Source organism: Rhodococcus sp. 05-2254-2 (assembly GCF_002259095.1).
In the GTDB taxonomy this organism is placed as follows: domain Bacteria; phylum Actinomycetota; class Actinomycetes; order Mycobacteriales; family Mycobacteriaceae; genus Rhodococcoides.
This window is the reverse complement of sequence record NZ_NOZJ01000002.1, coordinates 44652-64307: the sequence shown is the minus strand read 5'-3', so window position 1 is coordinate 64307 and position 19656 is coordinate 44652. Positions and strand designations below refer to the sequence as shown.

The following is a 19656-nucleotide window of genomic DNA, read 5'->3' as shown; positions in this document are numbered from 1 at the left end:
AGCCACAGGGGGCATGATGGCAGCGATGCTCGACGCGAAGACCGACGGCCGAATCATGACTCGGTCTCCCGTGTCATCCATGCACGTATTCGCAACTCTGCTCGTATTGGGCATCGTCTTCGGTGCCGATATCGCGCGATGGGTCGACTCGTCCCCTGCGCTGAAGACCGGCGCGACGGTGTTCACCGGGATCTTCGTGCAGGCGACGCCGTTCCTGGTGCTCGGAGTACTCGTCAGTGGAAGTATCGCCGCGTTCGTCTCGCCGTCGGTGCTGCGACGAGTGGTCCCGAAGAACGAAACGGCTGCCGTCGGAGTGACGGGACTGGCCGGAATGGCGCTGCCCGGTTGTGAGTGCGGTGCCGTTCCCGTCTCGCGTCGGCTGATGGATCAGGGTGTTCCGGCATCGGCCGCCCTCGCGTTCCTGCTGTCGGCGCCGGCGATCAACCCGGTCGTCCTGGTCTCGACCGCGGTGGCTTTTCCCGGCGAACCCGGCATGGTTCTCGCGCGGTTCCTCGGCTCGCTCGCCACTGCACTGGTGATGGGTTGGCTGTGGACTCGATTCGGCAAGGCGGAGTGGATCACCGCGCGGCTGGCCGCTCGCGGACACGATCACGACCGCTCGAAGTGGGAGACGTTCCGCGAGTCGGCGCGTGCTGACCTGCTTCAGGCCGGGGCATTTCTCGTGTTCGGTGCCGCGGCCGCCGCCCTGCTGCATCTGGTGATTCCGGACTGGGTGTTCGCCCATCTCGCCGGGCAGTTGCTGCTGTCGATCCTGGTGATGGCCGTACTCGCGGTGATTCTGGCGCTGTGTTCGGAGGCCGATGCGTTCGTTGCCGCCAGCATGTCGATGCTGCCGCTGCTTCCGCGGTTGGTCTTCCTGGTGGTCGGACCTGCCGTCGACGTCAAGCTGATGGCGATGCAGGCGGGCAGTTTCGGACGCGGGTTCGTCGCACGTTTCGCCCCGCTGACGTTCGTCGTCGCGATCGCGTGTGCCTCGGTGTGCGGCTACCTCGTTCTGGGAGCGCGATGAAGCGCGAGGTGCAGAACCTTCTGCTGTTTCTCCTCGGCGGAGCCATGGTCAAGATTTCGTTGGACGGCAGCTTTGTGCGATACGTCAAACCGTCGCTGCATCCGTATCTGCTGACTGCCGGCGTGTTGATCGTGCTCCTGGCGGCCGCGTCGATCGTGGCCGACATCCGCCGCGGTGGGCCGGCCGACGACGGGCACGATCATGATTCGCGTCCGTACTGGCTGCTGTTGGTCCCGCTCGCGGTCATCCTGTTCGTCGCACCGCCCGCGCTGGGTGTCTCCGCGGTCGGCGATCGATCCGTCACCTCGGCTGCCGATCGTCAGCGGACAGCGTTTCCACCTCTCCCGGACGAGCGCGCGCCCGAGGTTCCGTTGCTCGATGTCGTACAACGCGCGGTCAGAGACACCGAAGGCAGCCTCGACGGACGGGAGATTCGCGTCACCGGATTCGCCGTCGCCACCGCGAACGGAGGCTCGCCGCGCGCCGACGGCACGACGGACGGCATCGATCTCGCTCGCATTCTCATCATCTGCTGCGCGGCCGACGCCAGGTCCGTTCGCATCCACCTCGACGCAGGTAGCGCGTCTCTCGACGACATTTCGGACGGCACCTGGCTGCGGATATCGGGGACCGTCGACGCGGCCACAGCGACGGAGAACACTGCGTTCACACCCACGATGACCGTCTCGACGGTCGAGCGAATCGACGCGCCCGCGAACACGTACGCGTACTGACAGCCCGAAACCCATGGCCACTACCGCCCCGAATTGGTACGATCGTACAAGTCACTTCCGACAATCGGACGAGCGCACCGTACCCGAACAGCGACAAGACGGTGCAAGGAGTGATTTTCGTGGCTTGGCTCATTCTCGTCGTCTCCGGCGTTCTCGAAGCGATCTGGGCGACCGCGCTCGGTAAGTCCGAGGGCTTCACCAAACTCGGACCGTCCGTCGTCTTCGGAGTCGCAGTGGTTCTCAGCATGATCGGTCTCGCGGTCGCGATGCGGTCGTTGCCCACCGGTACCGCCTACGCCGTCTGGGTGGGAATCGGTGCCACCCTCACCGTCGCGTACGCCATGATCACCGGCGAAGAAGCTGCGTCACTGCTCAAGGTGGCGCTTCTGGTCGGCATCGTCGGATGCGTCGTGGGACTGAAGGTTCTTCACTGATTTTCCGAGCTACGAGCAGTTACAGTAAAACGATGAACTGGGTGTCAGCGATCACACTGCCCGCGCGCGCCGGAATTGCCATCGCCGAGCAGGCGATCGGCGTCGCGGAGGTCGCGCTGGCGACCACCAGGATGGCCCTGGCCACCGGTGCGTCCGGCACCGCAGGAGTGGCCTCGCTCGCCAATCCACGCGGCGGCACGATGCAACTGCTCGCCCAGCTCGGCCAGCTCACCTCCGACGACCGCGCCCTGGGTAACGCACTCAAGGAAGGCGGACCCTTGGACCGCCTTCTCGCCCAGGGCGGCGTCGTCGACCGCCTCACCTCCGAGGACGGCACCCTCGAGCGGTTGCTCTCCCCGGGCGGCCCGGTCGAGCGAATTCTCGCTCCGGGCGGACCCTTGGACCGGCTGCTCGCCGAGGACGGACCGCTCGAACGGCTGCTCGCCGAAGGCGGTCTGCTCGACCGCATCACCGCCACCAACGGACCGCTCGAACGACTGACGGCCAAGGACGGCCCGCTCGAGGTGCTCACGCGTCAGGACGGCCTGATCGAGCGTGCCATCGCCGAGGAGGGCATCCTCGAAACTCTGCTCGCCGAGGACGGTGCCATCGAGCGACTGACAGCCAAGGGCGGACCGCTCGATCAGCTGGTCAAGCTGTCGGAGACACTGACGTCGGTGGCCCCGAACATCGAGCGGATGAGCATCTCGATCGACATCCTGCAGGATTCCGTGGAGATCCTCTCGGCTGCGGTCCACCCACTGGGCGAGCTGGTCGGCCGACTCCCGAGTCGCTGGCTCAAGAGCGGGAAACAGTCGGTTCACGAGTTGCACTGACGCCCCGGCCCCTCCGGCGAAGATTCTCGACTCTCGGAGCTGCGGCGTCGACTCGTTGTTAGCGCTCACACTGGTGAGCGGGGGTGCGGAAAATAAACTTTGACAATGCCGATGTTATCGCTCACACTTTCGTCTTGATGTGATGTGCGGCACAGACGAGGCCACTCTCCACCAACTTCGAGATCTGATTTCACCGAGCAGGGAGAAACGATGAAGTTTCGACATCTACCCATGGCCGCGGCCGCGGTGGCACTGGCCATCACGGTCACCGCATGCGGATCGAGCACCAAGACGGCGGACGTCCAGCCTGCCGACGGCGGAAGCACGGCGGGCGCGCTGATCGGCGTGACGATGCCGACCAAGTCCTCGGCTCGATGGATCGCCGACGGCGACAATCTCAAGAGCGCGCTCGAAGGACAGGGCTACAAGGTCGATCTGCAGTACGCGGAGAACGATATTCCCACCCAGGTGAATCAGATCGAGAACCAGATCACCCAGGGCGCAAAGCTTCTCATCGTGGCCTCGGTGGACGGCACCGCGATCACCACCCAGTTGCAGGAAGCCAAGGACAACGGCATCGGCGTCATCGCGTACGACCGCCTCATCCGCAACTCCCCCAACGTCGACTACTACGCGACGTTCGACAACTACAAGGTCGGCGTCGACCAGGCCACGTCTCTGCTCGTCGGCCTCGGATTGAAGAACGAGGACGGCACCGACAAGGCCGACGCCCCAGCGGGTCCGTTGAACATCGAGGTCTTCGCCGGTTCTCCCGACGACAACAACGCCACGTTCTTCTTCGACGGCGCGATGGAGACTCTGCAGCCGTACTTGGACGACGGAACACTGAAGATCGGCAGCGGCGAATCCGACTTCGAGACGGCCGCAACACTGCGCTGGGATCCGGCGACCGCGCAGAAGCGCATGGAGGATCTGCTCACCAAGACGTACTCCTCGGGCCAGAAGGTTCAAGGCGTGCTCTCGCCGTACGACGGACTGTCGATCGGAATCCTCTCCGCGCTCAAGAGCAACGGCTACGGCACAGCAGGGCAGCCCTACCCGATCGTCACCGGTCAGGATGCCGAGGTGCCGTCGGTGAAGTCGATCATCGCCGACGAGCAGTACTCCACGATCTACAAGGACACCCGGCAACTGGCCGAGGTCACGATCGCGATGGCTCAATCCATGCTCGACGGTCAGACGCCCGAGACGAACAACACGACGGACTACGACAACGGCGAGAAGGTCGTTCCGGCGTACCTGCTGCAGCCCGAGATCGTCAACAAGGGCAACTACGAGCAGCTGCTGGTCGAAGGCGGCTACTACACCGAGGATCAGTTGAAGTGAGTTCGGAGATGACGAGCCCGATCTTGGAGATGCGCGGCATCACCAAGACGTTTCCCGGCGTGAAGGCGCTGCAGGATGTCACTCTCTCGGTCAATCGCGGCGAGATCCACGCGATCTGCGGTGAGAACGGCGCCGGAAAGTCGACGCTCATGAAGGTGCTGTCGGGTGTGTATCCAAACGACACATTCGACGGCGAGATCGTGTTCGACGGTCGCGCCTGCGAGTTCTCCGACATCCGGAGCAGCGAGGCCGAGGGCATCGTCATCATCCATCAGGAACTCGCACTGAGTCCGTACCTGTCCATCGCCGAGAACATCTTTCTCGGCAACGAGCGGTCCAGGCGCGGGTTCATCGACTGGAACCGAACCAATTCCGAGGCCGCAGCCCTACTGAATCGGGTAGGGCTGCGGGAGAACCCGGTCACCGTGGTCAACGATCTCGGGGTCGGCAAGCAGCAACTCGTCGAGATCGCCAAGGCGTTGTCCAAGGACGTCACGCTGCTGATTCTCGACGAACCGACTGCAGCACTGAACGATTCGGACTCGGCTCACCTGCTCGACCTGCTTCGCGGTCTGCGAGACGAGGGAATCACGTGCGTGATCATCTCGCACAAGCTCAACGAGATCGCGGCCGTCGCCGACCGCACCACGATCATTCGTGACGGCCGAACCATCGAGACGTTGGACATGCGCAGCCCCGAGGTCACCGAGGATCGCATCATCTCGCTGATGGTCGGCCGCGATCTCGAGCACCGGTTCCCACCACACGAATCCACTGTGGGAGAGGAAGTTCTGCGTATCGAGGACTGGACCGTGCACAGCCCGACCCAGCACGGCCGAACCGTCGTCGACGGAGCGAATCTGACGCTGCGCCGGGGTGAGATCGTCGGCCTGGCCGGGCTGATGGGTGCCGGACGCACCGAATTGGCCATGAGTGTCTTCGGACGCAGTTACGGCATCGACATCTCGGGGCGACTGTACAAGTACGGCAAGGAAATACACGTCAAATCCGTCAGCGACGCCATCCATCACGGAATCGCCTACGCCACCGAGGACCGAAAGCGCTACGGCCTCAACCTGATCGACGACATCAAACGCAACATCTCCACTGCGGCACTCGACAAACTGGTGACCGGTGGCTTCGTCGACGACAACCAGGAATACAAGGTGGCCGAGGGCTTCCGGAAGAGCATGAACATCAAGGCACCGAACGTCTCTGCCGTCGTCGGCAAGCTCTCCGGCGGCAATCAGCAGAAAGTCGTGCTGAGCAAGTGGATCTTCAGCGATCCCGACGTGCTCATCCTCGACGAACCGACGCGAGGAATCGACGTCGGCGCGAAGTTCGAAATCTATTCGATCATCAACGATCTCGCCGACGCAGGCAAGGCAATTCTGGTGATCTCCTCCGAGCTACCGGAACTGCTCGGACTGTGCGACCGGATCTACGCGCTGTCCGCAGGCCGGATCACCGGTGAGGTGACTCGCGAGGACGCGACACAGGAATCCCTCATGCACCTCATGACCCGTGGAACAGGAGTACTTCGATGAACCAGCTGTCGACCGTACGGGGGCTGCTCACGCGAAACCTCCGCCAGAGCGGGATCTTCATCGCGTTCGCGTTGATCATCCTGCTGTTCACCGTTCTCACCGGCGGCCAACTGCTGGTCCCGCAGAACATCAGCAACATGGTGGTCCAGAACTCGTACATCCTCATCCTGGCCATCGGCATGGTCGTGATCATCATCGCGGGCCACATCGACCTGTCCGTCGGATCGGTTGTCGCGGCGACCGGAGCGATCTCGGGTGTGCTGATGGTTCAGCAGAACGTGCCGTGGCCTCTTGCGGTGCTCATCACGCTGATCATCGGCGGTCTGATCGGAGCCTGGCAGGGCTATTGGGTTGCGTACTTCGGCATTCCGGCATTCATCGTGACCCTGGCCGGCATGCTCATCTTCCGCGCGGTCACCCTCATCGTTCTCGGTAACCAGGGCATCGGACCGTTCCCCGGACCCGTACGTACTCTCTCCAACGGCTTCCTCCCCGGCTTCCTGGGCAACGTGGGACTCGGGCCGCTCGGGGGTGCGGACATCTTCACCCTGCTCGTCGCGATCCTCGCTGTTGCCGGAATCGTGTTCACGCAGTGGCGTTCTCGGACTGGTCGGCAGAAGTACGGGCAGGCCGTCGACGCGATGCCCCTGTTCCTGCTCAAGATGGTTCTGGCCGGCGGTCTGGTTCTCGCCGTCGCCGTCCAGCTGGCGCGCTTCAAGAACCTGCCGTACGTGCTGATCCTTCTCGCCGTACTGGTGATGGGCTATTCGACGCTGGCAGGCCGGACGGTGTTCGGTCGGCACGTGTACGCCATCGGCGGAAACATCCACGCCGCATCGCTGTCCGGCATCAAGGTCAAGCCGGTCACCTTCTGGATCTTCGTGAACATGGGCGTACTGTCCGCCCTCGCCGGAATCATCTTCGCCGGCCGCCTCAATCAGGCGGGCCCCACCGCAGGCAACGGCTTCGAGCTCGACGCGATCGCGGCGGCATTCATCGGCGGTGCAGCAGTGCAGGGCGGCGTCGGCCGCATCGTCGGCGCGCTCACCGGTGGACTCATCATCGCCGTGATCAACAGCGGAATGTCGCTCATCGGTTCGCCCAGCGAACGCGTTCAGCTGGTCAAGGGCCTGGTACTCCTCGCCGCAGTGGCATTCGACATCTGGACCAAGCGCCGAGCAGCGAGCGGTAAGGGCAACAAGGGCGACAAAGCTGCGCCTCCGAGCAGCTATCTGGGAGTGCCTGTGCCGGCCGAGATGTTCTCCGGTGCCGAGCCAGGCAAGCCTGCGCCCACCACGACCGGTTCCGCGGTGACAACACCCACGTAATCCACACAGTCGCGGGCACCACCGGCCCGGGCATGCTGTGATTGTCTTCGATCACGAAGGGAGGCTCGGAAGATGACACCCACTCGCGGACCCGCCATGACCGATGTCGCCCGTCTCGCAGGCGTGTCCCATCAGACCGTCTCCCGCGTCATCAACGGTCATCCCAACGTGACCGAAGCGACGAGAACCAAAGTGCATCAGGCGATCTCGGAACTCGGCTATCGCCCGAACACTGCTGCTCGCGCTCTGGTCACCGGCCGCAGCAAGACCATCGGAATCGTGGGGACCGGAAACGCTCTCTACGGTCCGGTGTCGACGCTGTACAGCGTCGAGTACGCAGCCCGTCACGCCGGCTACTCCGTGGTGGTCGGCGTCCCCACCTCGTTCGACGAGGCAGCCATCATCACCTGTGTGCGCCGGTTGCAGAAGCAGGGTGTCGACGGCGTCGTCGTCATCGCGCCTCTGCGCACCGACGGTGGAGATATCGCCGATCTGGCCGGGGAACTCCCACTCGTCGCCGTGGAGGGTTCGCCTGCCGGTGATCTGGCCGTCGTCTCGGTGGACCAGATCGCCGGAGCCAGGGCCGCAACCAGTCACCTGCTCTCGCTCGGACACAGCGCCGTGTGGCACGTTGCCGGACCGCTGGGCTGGTACGAGGCCGGCGACCGCGTCACCGGATGGCGGATGGCCCACGAGGAAGCAGGCATCGAACCGCCGCCCACCCTCAGCGGCGATTGGACTGCGAAATCAGGGTTCCGGGCCGGCAGCGAACTGGCCGTCGACGCCGACGTCACCGCAGTGTTCGCAGGCAACGACTCCATGGCACTCGGGGTGCTCCGCGCGCTGAACGTCCACGGAAAGCGAGTACCGCAGGACGTCAGCGTCGTCGGCTTCGACGACGTTCCCGACGCCGAATTCTTCTCACCGCCCCTGACCACCATCCGCCAAGAATTCACCGACGTCGGCGTACGAAGCGTCGAAATTCTGCTCGACCAGATCGACACCGGAAACCGAAGCACCAGGCGTTCGAGCATCGAACCGACCCTGGTGATCCGATCCAGCACCGGCACCCCACGTGCATGAAAACTCGTAGCCTGCTACGAGTTTTCGCTCACTTGGGTCGTTCCGCGGGCTCCACTCCTGCTCACGTGCGGCGGAGCCGCTCCAATACGCAGTTGGATCTCGACGAGTAGACGTGCGTCGGAATCGGTGAGATCGAGGTCCAGGATCTGCTCGACGCGGCGAATGCGGTAGCGCAGGGTGTTCGGGTGAATGTGCAATCGCTCGGCGGCAGCCCGAACGTCGCCGAAGCACGCCAGGTACGTCTCGAGACTCTCGCGCATTCTGGAGTCATTGGTGGCGTCGTATCGGTCGAGGGCGGCGATGCGCGGGTCTCGCAGCTGTTCGTGATTGGTGATCAGTTCCAGGATTTCGCCCAGCAACACCGAGGTTCTCGACTCCTCCAGCGTCGTGACCCGCACCTCGCCGGTGGTGCCGTCGAGAACTCGGTCGACCTCGAACCTGGCCACGGCCACGCCTTCGAGACCGGCGATCGGGGCTGCGACCGCAGCGCGCAACGCCATCGAGGTACGCGTCTCGATCCGTCCGACGGCGTCGGCGGTCCACGCCGCAATCCCCGTGCCCGACGCCACCCCGGGAAACAGCGCGTAGATTCTCTCACCGATGGTGGTGACCAACGAGTCTCGTCGAAAAGCGCTGGCGTGCAGTCGAACAGACGGTGCCAGGGCGCTGATCTCGAAGTCTCCGCAGGCCGCGAATCCGACGACCGCCGCGGAACCCGAGGTGGGTATCGACAGCGCAGACGCCAGCGACGGGATATCGACACCGCCGCCCCTGGCCCCGAGCAGGCGCTGAATCTGCAGGGCCTCGTTGGTCGGGGCGTTAGCGATGCGGGTGATCAGTCGGGCCGCGACAGCGGAGGCACCGCGCAGTACCGCGTCGGCGTCCGAGGCGAGCGGGAGGGAACCCTGCTGCACCCAGATCGTCCCGAGAGTCGTTGGGCTGCCGGTCATGCGACGAATCCCGACTGCGAGGCGTCGACGAATCTCCAGTTCGGTATCGGCCGGCACGTCGATCACGTCGTCGGTGCGGCGGAGTCGATCGAACACGCCACGCTCGTGCAGCCTGCGCAGATAGTCGGCCGGTCCTTCGCGTCCGAGAATCGACAGAGTTCGCAGTTCGTCGGCCGCGTCGTCGGATGCCGAGTAGGCCAACACGTGTGAGCGCTCGTCCTCGATGCTCACCATGCCCTTCGTCAGCGACGCCACCGTCTGCGCGAGTTCGTAGAGGTCGGTGTCGGCTCCGAACAGTCCGTCGTCGGTGCTCTGGGCTCGGGCCTGATCGAGAACTCCGCGCATCATCGACAGCAACAGCTCCCACCGTGTCTGCTGGTGCACTGCGACCAATGCGATGCCGGTCTCCCTGGCACCGTGGGACAGCGCGGTCGAGGCGGCGACTTTGGTCAGCACCGCGAGCGGTCGGTCTGCGACCGGACGCAACGCGAGATCGTCGAACCACCGGATCACATCGGCCTCGGTCACGCCCACCAGCAGCGTCAGATCGGAGGATGCTCCCGGAGGTAGCCGCAGGTCGTCGGCATCGAGCAGAGCGACGGACTCGACGGCCATGTCCGTTCCGGCGGGCGCGAGGACGAGTTCGACGACGGCGCTGTGCAGCGAGGTCAACATCGAACGCAGCGACACCGTGTTGGCCATGAGGACAAGTAGATCACGAATTCTTTGGCCGATGAGCTGATTGAACGCGGTGCGGATCGGACTTCAATGAGCAGCACACACCGAAGCCGAGGAGCAGCCATGGACGCCGTCACATCCGTCCCCACCCCCACCAACGAGCCGGTCAACACCTACGCCCCGGGTAGCCCGGAACGCACCCGCTTGCGCAGCCGCCTGACCGAACTGCGTTCCTCCCCCGTCGAGATCCATCAGGTCATCGGCGGAGTTCACCGACAGGCCGACGGCCCACGCGAGAACGTCGTCGAACCGCACAAGCACTCGTCGATCATCGGCAGTTTTGCCGGTGCCGGCCACCAGGATGTGCGCGACGCCATCGACGCCGCCACGGCAGCCGCGCCGATGTGGCGCGATCTTCCCTTCGACGAGCGCGCCGCGGTGTTCCTGCGGGCCGCCGATCTGCTGTCCGGCCCGTGGCGCGAAAGAATCGCTGCTGCAACGATGCTCGGTCAGTCCAAGTCGGCCTACCAGGCGGAGATCGACGCACCCTGCGAGCTCATCGACTTCTGGCGGTTCAACGTCACGTTCGCCCGGCAGATTCTCGCCGAGCAGCCGATATCGGCACCGGGAGTGTGGAATCGCGTCGAATACCGTCCGCTCGAGGGCTTCGTCTACGCCATCACTCCGTTCAACTTCACCGCCATCGCAGGCAACCTGCCCACCGCGCCCGCGTTGATGGGCAACACCGTGCTGTGGAAGCCCTCGCCCACCCAGGCCGTGGCCGCATATCTCACGCTGCAGCTCTTAGAAGCCGCCGGTCTGCCGCCGGGGGTGATCAACCTCGTTCTCGGCGACGGTCCGATGGTGTCCGAAGTCGCCCTTGCCGATCCGCGGCTGGCCGGCATCCACTTCACCGGATCCACCGCGACGTTCCAAACGCTGTGGCGTCAGGTGGGCAACAACATCTCGAACTACCACTCGTATCCACGGCTCGTCGGCGAGACCGGCGGCAAGGACTTCATCGTCGCGCACAGCTCGGCCGATCCGGATGTGTTGACCACGGCCATGATTCGCGGTGCGTTCGACTTCCAGGGGCAGAAGTGCTCGGCAGCATCCCGGGCCTTCGTACCGAAATCGCTGTGGGCGTCGATGGGCGATTCGTTCGTCGAGCAGGTCTCGGCGCTGAAGTACGGTGACGTGACCGACCTCTCCAACTACGGCGGTGCCGTCATCGACCGAAAGGCGTTCGACCGCAACGCAGCTGCCCTCGACCGAGCGAAGTCCGTCCCCGGCCTGACCATTGCTGCAGGCGGAACCTGTGACGACTCAGAGGGCTACTTCGTCTCGCCCACGGTGCTTCTCGGCGACGATCCCACCGACGAGGCCTTCACCACCGAGTACTTCGGCCCCATCCTCGCCGTGCACGTCTACGACGACAGCAAGCCCGACGCCTACGCCGAGACCCTGCGCGCCGTGGACAGTGGCTCGAAGTACGCATTGACCGGAGCGGTCATCGCCACCGATCGCACCGCCGTCGAACACGCCCATGCGGCACTGCGATTCGCCGCAGGCAACTTCTACGTCAACGACAAACCGACCGGCGCAGTGGTGGGACAGCAACCGTTCGGCGGAGCCCGTGCATCGGGCACCAACGACAAGGCCGGCTCACCGCAGAACCTGCTGCGGTGGACCTCGGCCCGCACCGTGAAGGAAACGTTCGTTCCGCCCACCACCCACGGCTACCCACACCAGGAAGGCGAGGGAACGCGATGACCACTCTGCTGAGCAATCCGCTGCGGCCGGCGCTGCTGGCGGCGGCGCGTTCACCGAAACTGCAGGCGACGGTGACGCGGCTGCGCGCCACCCGATCACTCGTCGACCGATTCATCGCGGGTGAATCCGAGCCCGCGGCCGTCGGCGCGGTCGATACCCTGCTGGCGTCGGGCCGGTTCGTCTCGGTGGACTACCTCGGTGAGGACACCACCGACCGAGTCCAGGCGAAAGCAACCGTGGACGCGTATCTGTCACTGATACAACGCTTTTCGACGCGAAGAGCCGATGCGACAGCGCTGGAGATCTCACTCAAGCTGTCCGCGCTCGGCCAGGGAATCGACCGAACCCTGGCGCTGGAGAACGCACGGACGATCTGCACTGCTGCCACGGCGGCCGGCGTGTGGGTGACGGTCGATGCCGAGGACCACACGACCACCGATTCGACCCTGTCGATCGTCCGCGAACTGCGCGTGGACTTTCCGGATCTGGGTACGGTGCTGCAGGCGTATCTGCGACGCACCGAGGCCGACTGCCGGGACCTGTCCGGACCGAGATCTCGGATCCGCCTGTGCAAGGGTGCGTACAACGAACCGTCGTCGGTGGCGTTTCAGAGTGCACGCGAGGTGTCCGATTCGTACCTGAGGTGCCTGCAGGTTTTGATGAACGGTCGCGGCTACCCGATGGTGGCCTCACACGATCCGGAGATGATCGACGCGGCGGAGCAGTTCGCGGCGTCCGCGGGCAGGTCGTCCGAGGAGTTCGAGTTCCAGATGCTGTACGGCATCCGCGATCCCGAGCAGCGCCGACTCGTCGATGCCGGGCGGCACGTTCGCGTGTATGTGCCCTACGGGTCGCAGTGGTACGGCTACTTCATGCGCAGACTGGCCGAGCGTCCGGCGAACCTGATGTTCTTCGCGCGATCGGTGCTCTCGCGTACATAGCGGGTGCACTCGACAACTCGCTCACCGCACAAGCGCGCGCGTTTGCCGGCTGCGCGCAGAATCGCGAGGTTTCCGAGGCGATTTCGCGCGCATTCGACGAATGCGCGCGCATTTGTCCACCACCGAAGTCGGCCGCCCTCTCGCCTCGGCGTTCCAGCGTGGATTAGGTCGTGCGACATCGGGGCATCCCGACGTCATGGCAAATTACAGAGTTATCGATCCGCACGGAACCGTCGTCGAGACCAAGGACATCTCCAGTTCGGAGGACGCGCACGCCTGGTTCAAGGACAGCAAGTCGGACAACGAGGAATTGGGATGGCGACTCGAGGTCGAGCACGACGGCGAGTGGGCCTTCTTCAGCGCCTCGGAGGGAACCGAGGACTAGTTCTCCTGGCCTGCAACAACTTCGGACGACCCTGTACACCGGCTACGCCGTACTGCAGGGTCGTTCGTTCGTTCGCGGACAAAAACTCGGGGGACCGACGACTCGAGAACGACGAACAGTGGGCAGCCCCGTACTGGAGCTGCCCACCTCTTGTCGCGGCGATGATCGCCGGAGTATTACCGGTCGTTCGAGGGACGAGCCGTCGGAATCGTGGACTCGAGGTCGGCGACCTGGATCAGACGTGAGACCGAGCGTCCTGCGACGATCGACCATGATGCGCCGATGCCGGCCGTGTAGTCACGGACTGCATCGAAAACTGTGAGACCTGCGATGCCGAAGAATTCGACATTGGACAGATCGAGGGTGACATGCCTTTTGCTGGACACGCGGCTGCAGACGAAATCGGAGAACATCGGCGCGCTGCGCATGTCGATGTCGCCGTGGACGGCGACGACGAGTGAGCCGTCGGGGCCGTCGTGCGCGGTGAAGATTGCTCCGGTTGCTGCGACGGACACGGACTTCTCCGCGACAGTCACCGGGGTGGTTCGAACTTTGTTGCCTGAAGATTCAACACTCATGGCAGATCCCATCGATCGGTCGAACTGAGGGGGAAACCGATTGACGCAGCGGGAGCAGAATTTTAGCCTGACCCGGACGCCGACTTCGCTGCGTTTCCCCGTGACCGGCTGTTAGCTCAACCGTGGCCAACCCTACGGCACTGGCACGCTCGGAGTCCAGCATCGGCCCGAACAGGCCACCCACCAGCGGTTCGAACATCGCGCCGGGCGCGGCCCCTACGCGCGACGACTGTTTCCCAGGTCCGCGTGATGTTCTCGCATAGCGCCGATCAGCGCTTCGAACACCCGATGCGCGGCGGCGAGATCGCCATCGGGGAGATCCGCCAATGCGGCGCTCGTCCGCTTACCGAGGGGGCCGAAGAACCCGCGAGCGACCTCCATCCCGTGCTCGTCGTACCGCAGAATGACCTTGCGTCGATCGGACGCGTCGGATTCGCGGCGGATGTGCCCGGAGGTGATCATGCGCTCGACGAGGTAGGTCATCGCCGCCGAGGACAGACCGAGCATCGTGCCCAGTTCCCCCGCCGTCAGCGGCGCACCCTCGACATCGGCGACCATGACGTGCAACAGAGCCCGAAAGTCATTGGGCCGCAGGCTGTGTAGAGCGCCGAACACTTGGCCGATCTGTTCGGAGACCGACGACAGCGCTCGTAGATCCGCGGAAATCGCGGATTCGAGGTGGTTTCGGTCGGCCATGTCGGTGGCAACTCCTTCGCTGCGGTCACCGTCAGACTACTGCCCGCAAGAGATTCAGTTGCTTAATATCTAAGTAAATGAGATTGTTTCTTCGTGGACAGCACTCGAACCGAGAACAAGACCGTCTGGGACCGCGTCGCGGTCGCGGCCACCGGGCGTAGATCCGGGGCGCTGGCGGCAGCGATCTTCATCCTCGCCGTGGCCGTGATGGGGTTGGTCGGCAGCAACGATTCCGCCGACCAGTCGCCGAATTCGTTGCCGACGTCGGCCGAGTCCTACCAGGTCGACGAACTTCTCGCCGAATTCCCGGATTCCGACTCCGCACCGGTGATCCTGGTTCTGAGCCGGGCCGACGGCGGCGACCTGACAGCCGCCGACATCGAGGGCGCAGCTGCCGCACAGAGCAGGCTGCTCGCCGTCGATCGCTCGGTGCCGGACGAGCCCGGCCCGCCCCCGATCGTCGCACCCGACGGCAAAGCTGCGATCGCGCTGGTCCAGGTCGACTCCGAGTTGTCGGGCTTCACGCTCAACGAACTGATCACCGAGCTGCGATCCGCGGCCGGCGACGGCCTCTCTCCCGATCTGATCGCCCAGGTCACCGGCGGACCCGCTTTCGGTGCCGACATAGCGAACTCGTTCTCCGGAGCCAACTTCACGCTTCTGGCCGTCACCGCGCTCGTGGTGGCCGTCCTCCTCATCGTCACCTACCGATCACCCATCCTGTGGTTGGTGCCGTTGGCCGTCATCGGTTTCGCCGACCGATTCGCCACCACCGTCGGCACCGCGCTGGCCCAGGCCACCGGGCTCTCCTTCGACGGTTCGACCTCGGGAATCACCAGTGTGCTGGTGTTCGGCGCAGGCACGAACTACGCACTGCTGCTCATCTCTCGATACCGCGAGGAACTGCGTCGCGAGTCCGATCATCGCCTCGCCCTGCACCGCGCCGTTCGCCAGGCCGGGCCCGCCATCCTCGCCAGCAACGCAACCGTCGTACTGGCCCTGCTGACCTTGCTCCTCGCGATGCTGCCGAGCACCCGCAGCCTCGGGGCACTGGCCGCGGCCGGTCTCGTCGTCGCAGCAGTGTTCGTCCTGTTCGTACTGCCGCCTCTACTGAAACTGTGCGGCCCGAAGCTGTTCTGGCCCTTCGTTCCCAAGGAGTCGGACCGTGACACCACCACGGAGGGCGTCTGGCATTCGATCGCCGCGGGAGTTGCCCGACGCCCCGTGGCCACCGCCTCGATCACGATCGTCGCACTGCTGGCCTGCTGCGCCGCACTGTTCGGGACTCAGATCGGACTCTCGCAAACCGAGCAGTTCCGTGTCACCGCCGAGTCCGTCGAAGGCTTCGACACCCTCTCCCAGCACTTCCCGGCCGGATCGGCCGATCCGATGACGGTCCTCGCTCCCACCGCCGACATCGATGCAGTCATCAGCACCGCCGAGGGCATCGACGGAGTCGTCTCGGTCGATCGCGTCGCAGATTCCGACACCGGACTCACCCGCCTGTCGGTCGTCACCGATGCGGCCCCCGCATCCGACGAGTCGTTCGCCGTCGTCGAGGACCTCCGCGCCGCACTCACCGGCGTGGACGGAGCAGCGCCCGAGGGTCGTTCCGCAGGCTCCACTCCTGTGGTAGGCGGCAGCGACGCCAAGGCACTCGACACCACCGACGCAGCGGCCCGCGATCGCCTCGTGGTGATTCCCGCGATTCTCGCGGTCGTGCTCGCCGTGCTCCTGGTTCTGTTGCGCGCCCTGGTCGCGCCCCTGATCCTGGTCGCGACAACGGTATTGAGCGCAGTGGCCGCGATCGGGATCGGCAGCTGGGTGAGCCTGCACGTCTTCGGATTCCCCGCCCTCGACGACAACACTCCGCTGTTCGCGTTCCTGTTCCTGGTCGCGCTCGGCGTGGACTACACCATCTTCCTCGTCACTCGTACCCGGGAGGAGACGCCCCGGCACGGCACCAGATCTGCCATCGTGCGGGCGGTTTCGGCCACCGGAGGTGTCATCACGAGCGCGGGAATCGTTCTGGCAGCCGTGTTCTGCGTGCTCGGCGTGCTACCGCTGATCACCCTGACCCAACTCGGAATCATCGTCGGACTGGGTATTCTGCTCGATACCTTCGTGGTACGCACCGTCGTGATTCCCGCCCTGTTCACCCTCATCGGCCCGGGGATCTGGTGGCCGAACAGGATCGACTCGAACAAGAACACATCCGCAACCCAAGGAGCGAACACATGAAGATCCGCAACGCATTCGGCCGCACCGCACTCGTCGGTGCCATGGCCGCAGGCGCACTGCTGACCGCGGCCCCGGCGCAGGCGCAGCCGGTCGGCCCACTGGGATCGGTCGGACTCGAGCCGCTGGCTCCGATCCCGTCACTCGATGTCGAGCGCTACCTGGGCACCTGGAACCAGGTCGCCGCGGTGCCGCAGCCGTTCAACCTGATCTGCGCCCGCGACACCCAGGCGAACTACCAGATGATCGACGACGCCAACATCCGCGTCGAGAACACCTGCACCACCTGGACGGGCCAGGAAAACCGCATCGTCGGCAACGCACGAGTCAACGACACCGTCACCAATGCCCAACTGCACGTGAGCTTCCCGGGCGTTCCCACGCAGGAGAGCCAGGAGGGACCGACCAACTACATCGTCGCCTACATCGCCGACGACTACTCGTGGGCGTTCGTCGGAAGCCCCACCCGCACGTCCGGATTCGTGCTCAAGCGCACGCCCGACGTCAGCGTCGAGCAGTTCCGCGAGATCCGCGGCGTCGTCGAATCGCTGGGTTACGACTCGAACTTCATCACCACGACGCCCACCCCGGGCGGCGCGACGACGATTCAGCAGCTCTCGACGGTGTAATGCCTGCGGCAGTGGCGTGGCTCCGTTCCCGGGTCGTTTCGCGGGCTCCACTCCCGCGTGCCCCAGGGCACTCGACCACGCCACTGCGGCTACGCCGCGCTGAGGATCGAGATCGCGAAGATCAAGCTGTCGCCCGGCTCGATTCCGGCCGCCGGATTGCCGCTCGCGTATCCGTCGGCCGAGGTGACCGCAACGGCGACGGTCGAGCCGACGGTCTGTCCGGCGATGGCCTTCTGGAAGCCTGCGACAACTCCGTCGAGCGGGAATTCGACCGGCGCGCCCCGCTCGAAGCTGCTGTCGAACGTTTCCCCGGTGCGTCCGTTGACGCCCATGTAGCAGACGGACACCTCGGCGTCGGCTGCAACGACCGGTCCGTCCCCCGCCATCAGCGTTTCGACCTGTGTCTCGCCGACGGCGAACGGTGTGTCGACGGTGACCGCGGGCGCGGCCGTGTCGGTGGATCCGACGACGGCCATGCTGCCGGAGTCCCCGTCCAGCGTCCATTCCGGAATGGCTGCCGCGTCGGGTGCCGCCGTGGGGCAGGTGCTCGAGGTGGCCGGGGCACCGGCGTCCGACGACGCGGAGGACGTGGAGGACGTGGAGGGCGCCGGGGACGAGGTGTCCTCGTCCGAGCTGCATGCGCCCGTCAGCAGGACGAGCGAGACGGAGGCGGCCAGGAACATGGTGCGGGTGTAGGAGTTTTTCACCGCGCCCACGCTACAAGTACCGCCCCCGATGTCCGTCACACTGCGGCGCGGAGTACTTCTGCGACCGGGGTGGACGCTCGACCGATCAGGGCCTGCAGGTCTCCGGAATCGGTGTCGAGCTCGCCGCGGGCAATCCCGGCATCCGCGCTGGCCAGCATGGTTGCCACGAAGTCGGGCAGTCCTGTGCCCTGGAGAATCGCGGCGTACTCGGACTCGGAGACGTCCTTGTAGGCGATCGGCTTGCCGGAGAGTTCGCCGATGACGGCCGCGAGCTCGGCGTAGGTGAGGCGTTCGTCGCCGCCGAGCTCGTAGATCTTTCCGCCTTGATCGTCGAGTGTCAGCACGGCAGCGGCCGCGGCGGCGAAGTCGGCGCGAGACGCGGCGGCGAGCTTGCCGTTGCCTGCCGCGCCGAGGAGCACTCCGCTCTCGACGGTCTGGGCGAGTGAACCGAGGTAGTTCTCCCAGTACCAGCCGTTCCGCAGGAATACCTCGGGGATGCCGGACGCGGCGAGGCGCTCCTCGGTCGCCTTGTGCTCGGGCGCGAGGCTCACTCCCGAAGTATCGGCGGCGAGCAGGCTGGTATAGGCGATCAGGCCCACTCCGGCGGCCTCCGCTGCCTCGATCACGTTGGTGTGCTGCGCAATTCGCTGACCCACCTCCGAGCCCGAGACGAGCAGAAGCTTGTCGACGCCGGCGAGAGCCGCCGTCATCGCGGCGGAATCGGAGTAATTGGCGACCCGAACCACGACGCCGCGTTCGGCCAGCGGAGAGGCCTTGTCCGCGTTTCGGACGACCGCCACGATGTCGGCGGGTGCGACACCACGCTCGATGAGTGCGTCGACGACGAGTCCGCCGAGATTGCCCGTTGCTCCTGTTACCGCTGTGGTCATGATCGAACTCCTGAAGTCGAGGTGTCGAGTACACCCTCACTATGCACTTACTTTTCGTGCAGTGCAAGCTTTCCAGTCATTACTGACTCTTTGATATGCGCTAGCATGGCGATATGTCCGAGCCCGCAGAATCTCTCGAAGCGTCCGTCTTCGCGCGTGACTGTGCGTCGAGGCAGACATTGCAGAACGCCACCAGCAGGTGGGGCGTGCTCGCCCTCGCCGCCCTCACCGAGGGCGACTATCGATTCAACGCGTTGCGCCGACGCGTCGACGGCGTCAGCGAACGCATGCTCTCGCAGACCCTCCAGACCCTCGAGCGGGACGGCCTCGTGGTTCGCACCGTCCTCGAGACCATTCCACCGAAGGTGGAGTACAGCCTCACCCCGCTGGGACGCGACGTCGGTACCCGACTGAGCGATCTCATCGAACTGATCGAGGGCAACATGCCTGCCGTCCTCGAGTCACGCGCCGAACACGACGCCCGCTGATCGGCCGAGTTCAGGCGGGCGGCGTCACCAGGCACCACTCGTTGCCCTCGGGATCGAGCAGCACCTGGAAGGTTCCCGCCGCGTCGGAGTGTCGGTCGCCGAGCACCCTCGCACCCAGGGCGACGGCCGACCCGACGGCACGGTCGATATCCGGTACGGCGACGTCGAGGTGTAGCCGGTTCTTACCCGCTTTGCCCTCCGGGACTCGCTGAAACGCCAACCGAGTGAACCCGGGGACATCGACGAAGTGCCATGCGGCGTCACGCACCATCGGCTCTCCGCCGAGTACCGCGGCCCAGAATTGCGCCAGCGATGCCGGGTCCGTGCAGTCGAAAACGACCTCGTCGATGCGTCCGATCACGGT

20 protein-coding genes and 1 riboswitch are annotated in these 19656 nt (G+C 65.1%); of the genes, 14 read left to right on the top strand and 6 right to left on the bottom strand.

Annotated features, from left to right (window positions below; all coding sequences use genetic code 11):
* Positions 1-25 precede the first annotated feature (25 nt).
* The 8 genes from CH283_RS04315 to CH283_RS04280 all read left to right on the top strand — a co-directional run bounded on the left by CH283_RS04315 (position 26) and on the right by CH283_RS04280 (position 8339).
* Positions 26-1030 (top strand): permease, encoded by a 1005-nt coding sequence (locus CH283_RS04315; protein WP_068055823.1) that lies wholly within the window; start codon positions 26-28, stop codon positions 1028-1030.
* Positions 1027-1764 (top strand): TIGR03943 family putative permease subunit, encoded by a 738-nt coding sequence (locus tag CH283_RS04310; RefSeq protein WP_068055812.1) that lies wholly within the window; start codon positions 1027-1029, stop codon positions 1762-1764. Before CH283_RS04315 ends, CH283_RS04310 begins: the two co-directional genes overlap by 4 nt.
* Before the next feature lie 45 nt (positions 1765-1809).
* A riboswitch (guanidine-III (ykkC-III) riboswitch) is annotated at positions 1810-1872 on the top strand.
* Between the two features lie 11 nt (positions 1873-1883).
* Positions 1884-2198 carry a DMT family transporter gene (locus tag CH283_RS04305; protein ID WP_068055819.1) on the top strand — a complete coding sequence of 105 codons (315 nt, stop codon included), beginning with the start codon at positions 1884-1886 and terminating at the stop codon, positions 2196-2198.
* Between the two features lie 32 nt (positions 2199-2230).
* Positions 2231-3034: a hypothetical protein gene (locus CH283_RS04300; protein WP_037194493.1), complete on the top strand. Its 804-nt coding sequence runs from the start codon at positions 2231-2233 to the stop codon at positions 3032-3034.
* A gap of 210 nt (positions 3035-3244) precedes the next feature.
* The gene (gene chvE, locus CH283_RS04295) at positions 3245-4381 is read left to right on the top strand and encodes a multiple monosaccharide ABC transporter substrate-binding protein (protein ID WP_068055809.1); all 1137 of its coding nucleotides are present in this window, start codon (positions 3245-3247) and stop codon (positions 4379-4381) included.
* 8 nt (positions 4382-4389) lie between these two features.
* Complete coding sequence (gene mmsA / locus CH283_RS04290; RefSeq protein WP_094639320.1) at positions 4390-5928, top strand: multiple monosaccharide ABC transporter ATP-binding protein; 1539 nt, start codon at positions 4390-4392, stop codon at positions 5926-5928.
* Entirely contained in the window at positions 5925-7256 is a 1332-nt protein-coding gene (gene mmsB, locus CH283_RS04285) for a multiple monosaccharide ABC transporter permease (protein ID WP_068055806.1), read from the top strand. Before mmsA ends, mmsB begins: the two co-directional genes overlap by 4 nt.
* Before the next feature lie 72 nt (positions 7257-7328).
* Entirely contained in the window at positions 7329-8339 is a 1011-nt protein-coding gene (locus CH283_RS04280) for a LacI family DNA-binding transcriptional regulator (RefSeq protein WP_068055803.1), read from the top strand.
* 14 nt (positions 8340-8353) lie between these two features.
* Here the strand turns inward: CH283_RS04280 and CH283_RS04275 are convergent, their stop codons facing one another.
* On the bottom strand, positions 8354-9991 hold the full coding sequence (locus tag CH283_RS04275; RefSeq protein ID WP_255183078.1) for a PucR family transcriptional regulator: 1638 nt from the start codon (positions 9989-9991) through the stop codon (positions 8354-8356).
* A gap of 99 nt (positions 9992-10090) precedes the next feature.
* On the opposite strand from CH283_RS04275, the gene pruA reads away from it, so the two are divergent.
* From pruA to CH283_RS04260, 3 genes are all read left to right on the top strand, one after another.
* Complete coding sequence (gene pruA, locus CH283_RS04270) at positions 10091-11740, top strand: L-glutamate gamma-semialdehyde dehydrogenase (protein ID WP_094639261.1); 1650 nt, start codon at positions 10091-10093, stop codon at positions 11738-11740.
* Positions 11737-12681 carry a proline dehydrogenase family protein gene (locus tag CH283_RS04265; RefSeq protein WP_094639260.1) on the top strand — a complete coding sequence of 315 codons (945 nt, stop codon included), beginning with the start codon at positions 11737-11739 and terminating at the stop codon, positions 12679-12681. Before pruA ends, CH283_RS04265 begins: the two co-directional genes overlap by 4 nt.
* 196 nt (positions 12682-12877) lie before the next feature.
* Entirely contained in the window at positions 12878-13066 is a 189-nt protein-coding gene (locus CH283_RS04260) for a hypothetical protein (RefSeq protein WP_094639319.1), read from the top strand.
* A 176-nt stretch (positions 13067-13242) separates the two neighbouring features.
* Here the strand turns inward: CH283_RS04260 and CH283_RS04255 are convergent, their stop codons facing one another.
* Together CH283_RS04255 and CH283_RS04250 are read right to left on the bottom strand one after the other, a co-directional pair.
* Positions 13243-13581 (bottom strand): STAS domain-containing protein, encoded by a 339-nt coding sequence (locus tag CH283_RS04255; protein WP_231893846.1) that lies wholly within the window; start codon positions 13579-13581, stop codon positions 13243-13245.
* Positions 13582-13860: 279 nt separating this feature from the next.
* Entirely contained in the window at positions 13861-14340 is a 480-nt protein-coding gene (locus tag CH283_RS04250; RefSeq protein WP_068055782.1) for a MarR family winged helix-turn-helix transcriptional regulator, read from the bottom strand.
* Positions 14341-14547: 207 nt separating this feature from the next.
* On the opposite strand from CH283_RS04250, the gene CH283_RS04245 reads away from it, so the two are divergent.
* Both CH283_RS04245 and CH283_RS04240 read left to right on the top strand, forming a co-directional pair.
* Complete coding sequence (locus CH283_RS04245) at positions 14548-16581, top strand: MMPL family transporter (RefSeq protein WP_176460329.1); 2034 nt, start codon at positions 14548-14550, stop codon at positions 16579-16581.
* Complete coding sequence (locus CH283_RS04240; RefSeq protein WP_094639259.1) at positions 16578-17207, top strand: lipocalin family protein; 630 nt, start codon at positions 16578-16580, stop codon at positions 17205-17207. Before CH283_RS04245 ends, CH283_RS04240 begins: the two co-directional genes overlap by 4 nt.
* An 89-nt stretch (positions 17208-17296) precedes the next feature.
* Here CH283_RS04240 and CH283_RS04235 read toward each other — a convergent pair whose 3' ends face one another.
* Both CH283_RS04235 and CH283_RS04230 read right to left on the bottom strand, forming a co-directional pair.
* Complete coding sequence (locus CH283_RS04235; protein ID WP_094639317.1) at positions 17297-17890, bottom strand: FKBP-type peptidyl-prolyl cis-trans isomerase; 594 nt, start codon at positions 17888-17890, stop codon at positions 17297-17299.
* A gap of 59 nt (positions 17891-17949) precedes the next feature.
* Positions 17950-18804, bottom strand: a complete 855-nt coding sequence (locus CH283_RS04230) for an SDR family oxidoreductase (protein ID WP_094639258.1) — start codon at positions 18802-18804, stop codon at positions 17950-17952.
* Between the two features lie 113 nt (positions 18805-18917).
* Here CH283_RS04230 and CH283_RS04225 point away from each other — a divergent pair, with 113 nt between their 5' ends.
* Complete coding sequence (locus tag CH283_RS04225) at positions 18918-19292, top strand: winged helix-turn-helix transcriptional regulator (protein ID WP_068055773.1); 375 nt, start codon at positions 18918-18920, stop codon at positions 19290-19292.
* A 10-nt stretch (positions 19293-19302) separates the two neighbouring features.
* Here the strand turns inward: CH283_RS04225 and CH283_RS04220 are convergent, their stop codons facing one another.
* Entirely contained in the window at positions 19303-19653 is a 351-nt protein-coding gene (locus CH283_RS04220; RefSeq protein ID WP_094639257.1) for a VOC family protein, read from the bottom strand.
* Positions 19654-19656 lie beyond the last annotated feature (3 nt).

Bases quoted from the DNA above. Each gene is read 5' to 3' on its own strand.
- CH283_RS04315 (WP_068055823.1), top strand. From the start codon at position 26: ATGCTCGACGCGAAGACCGACGGCCGAATCATGACTCGGTCTCCCGTG.
- CH283_RS04310 (WP_068055812.1), top strand. From the start codon at position 1,027: ATGAAGCGCGAGGTGCAGAACCTTCTGCTGTTTCTCCTCGGCGGAGCC.
- CH283_RS04300 (WP_037194493.1), top strand. From the start codon at position 2,231: ATGAACTGGGTGTCAGCGATCACACTGCCCGCGCGCGCCGGAATTGCC.
- chvE (WP_068055809.1), top strand. From the start codon at position 3,245: ATGAAGTTTCGACATCTACCCATGGCCGCGGCCGCGGTGGCACTGGCC.
- mmsA (WP_094639320.1), top strand. From the start codon at position 4,390: ATGACGAGCCCGATCTTGGAGATGCGCGGCATCACCAAGACGTTTCCC.
- mmsB (WP_068055806.1), top strand. From the start codon at position 5,925: ATGAACCAGCTGTCGACCGTACGGGGGCTGCTCACGCGAAACCTCCGC.
- CH283_RS04280 (WP_068055803.1), top strand. From the start codon at position 7,329: ATGACACCCACTCGCGGACCCGCCATGACCGATGTCGCCCGTCTCGCA.
- CH283_RS04275 (WP_255183078.1), bottom strand. From the start codon at position 9,991: ATGGCCAACACGGTGTCGCTGCGTTCGATGTTGACCTCGCTGCACAGC.
- pruA (WP_094639261.1), top strand. From the start codon at position 10,091: ATGGACGCCGTCACATCCGTCCCCACCCCCACCAACGAGCCGGTCAAC.
- CH283_RS04265 (WP_094639260.1), top strand. From the start codon at position 11,737: ATGACCACTCTGCTGAGCAATCCGCTGCGGCCGGCGCTGCTGGCGGCG.
- CH283_RS04260 (WP_094639319.1), top strand. From the start codon at position 12,878: ATGGCAAATTACAGAGTTATCGATCCGCACGGAACCGTCGTCGAGACC.
- CH283_RS04250 (WP_068055782.1), bottom strand. From the start codon at position 14,340: ATGGCCGACCGAAACCACCTCGAATCCGCGATTTCCGCGGATCTACGA.
- CH283_RS04245 (WP_176460329.1), top strand. From the start codon at position 14,548: ATGGGGTTGGTCGGCAGCAACGATTCCGCCGACCAGTCGCCGAATTCG.
- CH283_RS04240 (WP_094639259.1), top strand. From the start codon at position 16,578: ATGAAGATCCGCAACGCATTCGGCCGCACCGCACTCGTCGGTGCCATG.
- CH283_RS04235 (WP_094639317.1), bottom strand. From the start codon at position 17,890: ATGTTCCTGGCCGCCTCCGTCTCGCTCGTCCTGCTGACGGGCGCATGC.
- CH283_RS04230 (WP_094639258.1), bottom strand. From the start codon at position 18,804: ATGACCACAGCGGTAACAGGAGCAACGGGCAATCTCGGCGGACTCGTC.
- CH283_RS04225 (WP_068055773.1), top strand. From the start codon at position 18,918: ATGTCCGAGCCCGCAGAATCTCTCGAAGCGTCCGTCTTCGCGCGTGAC.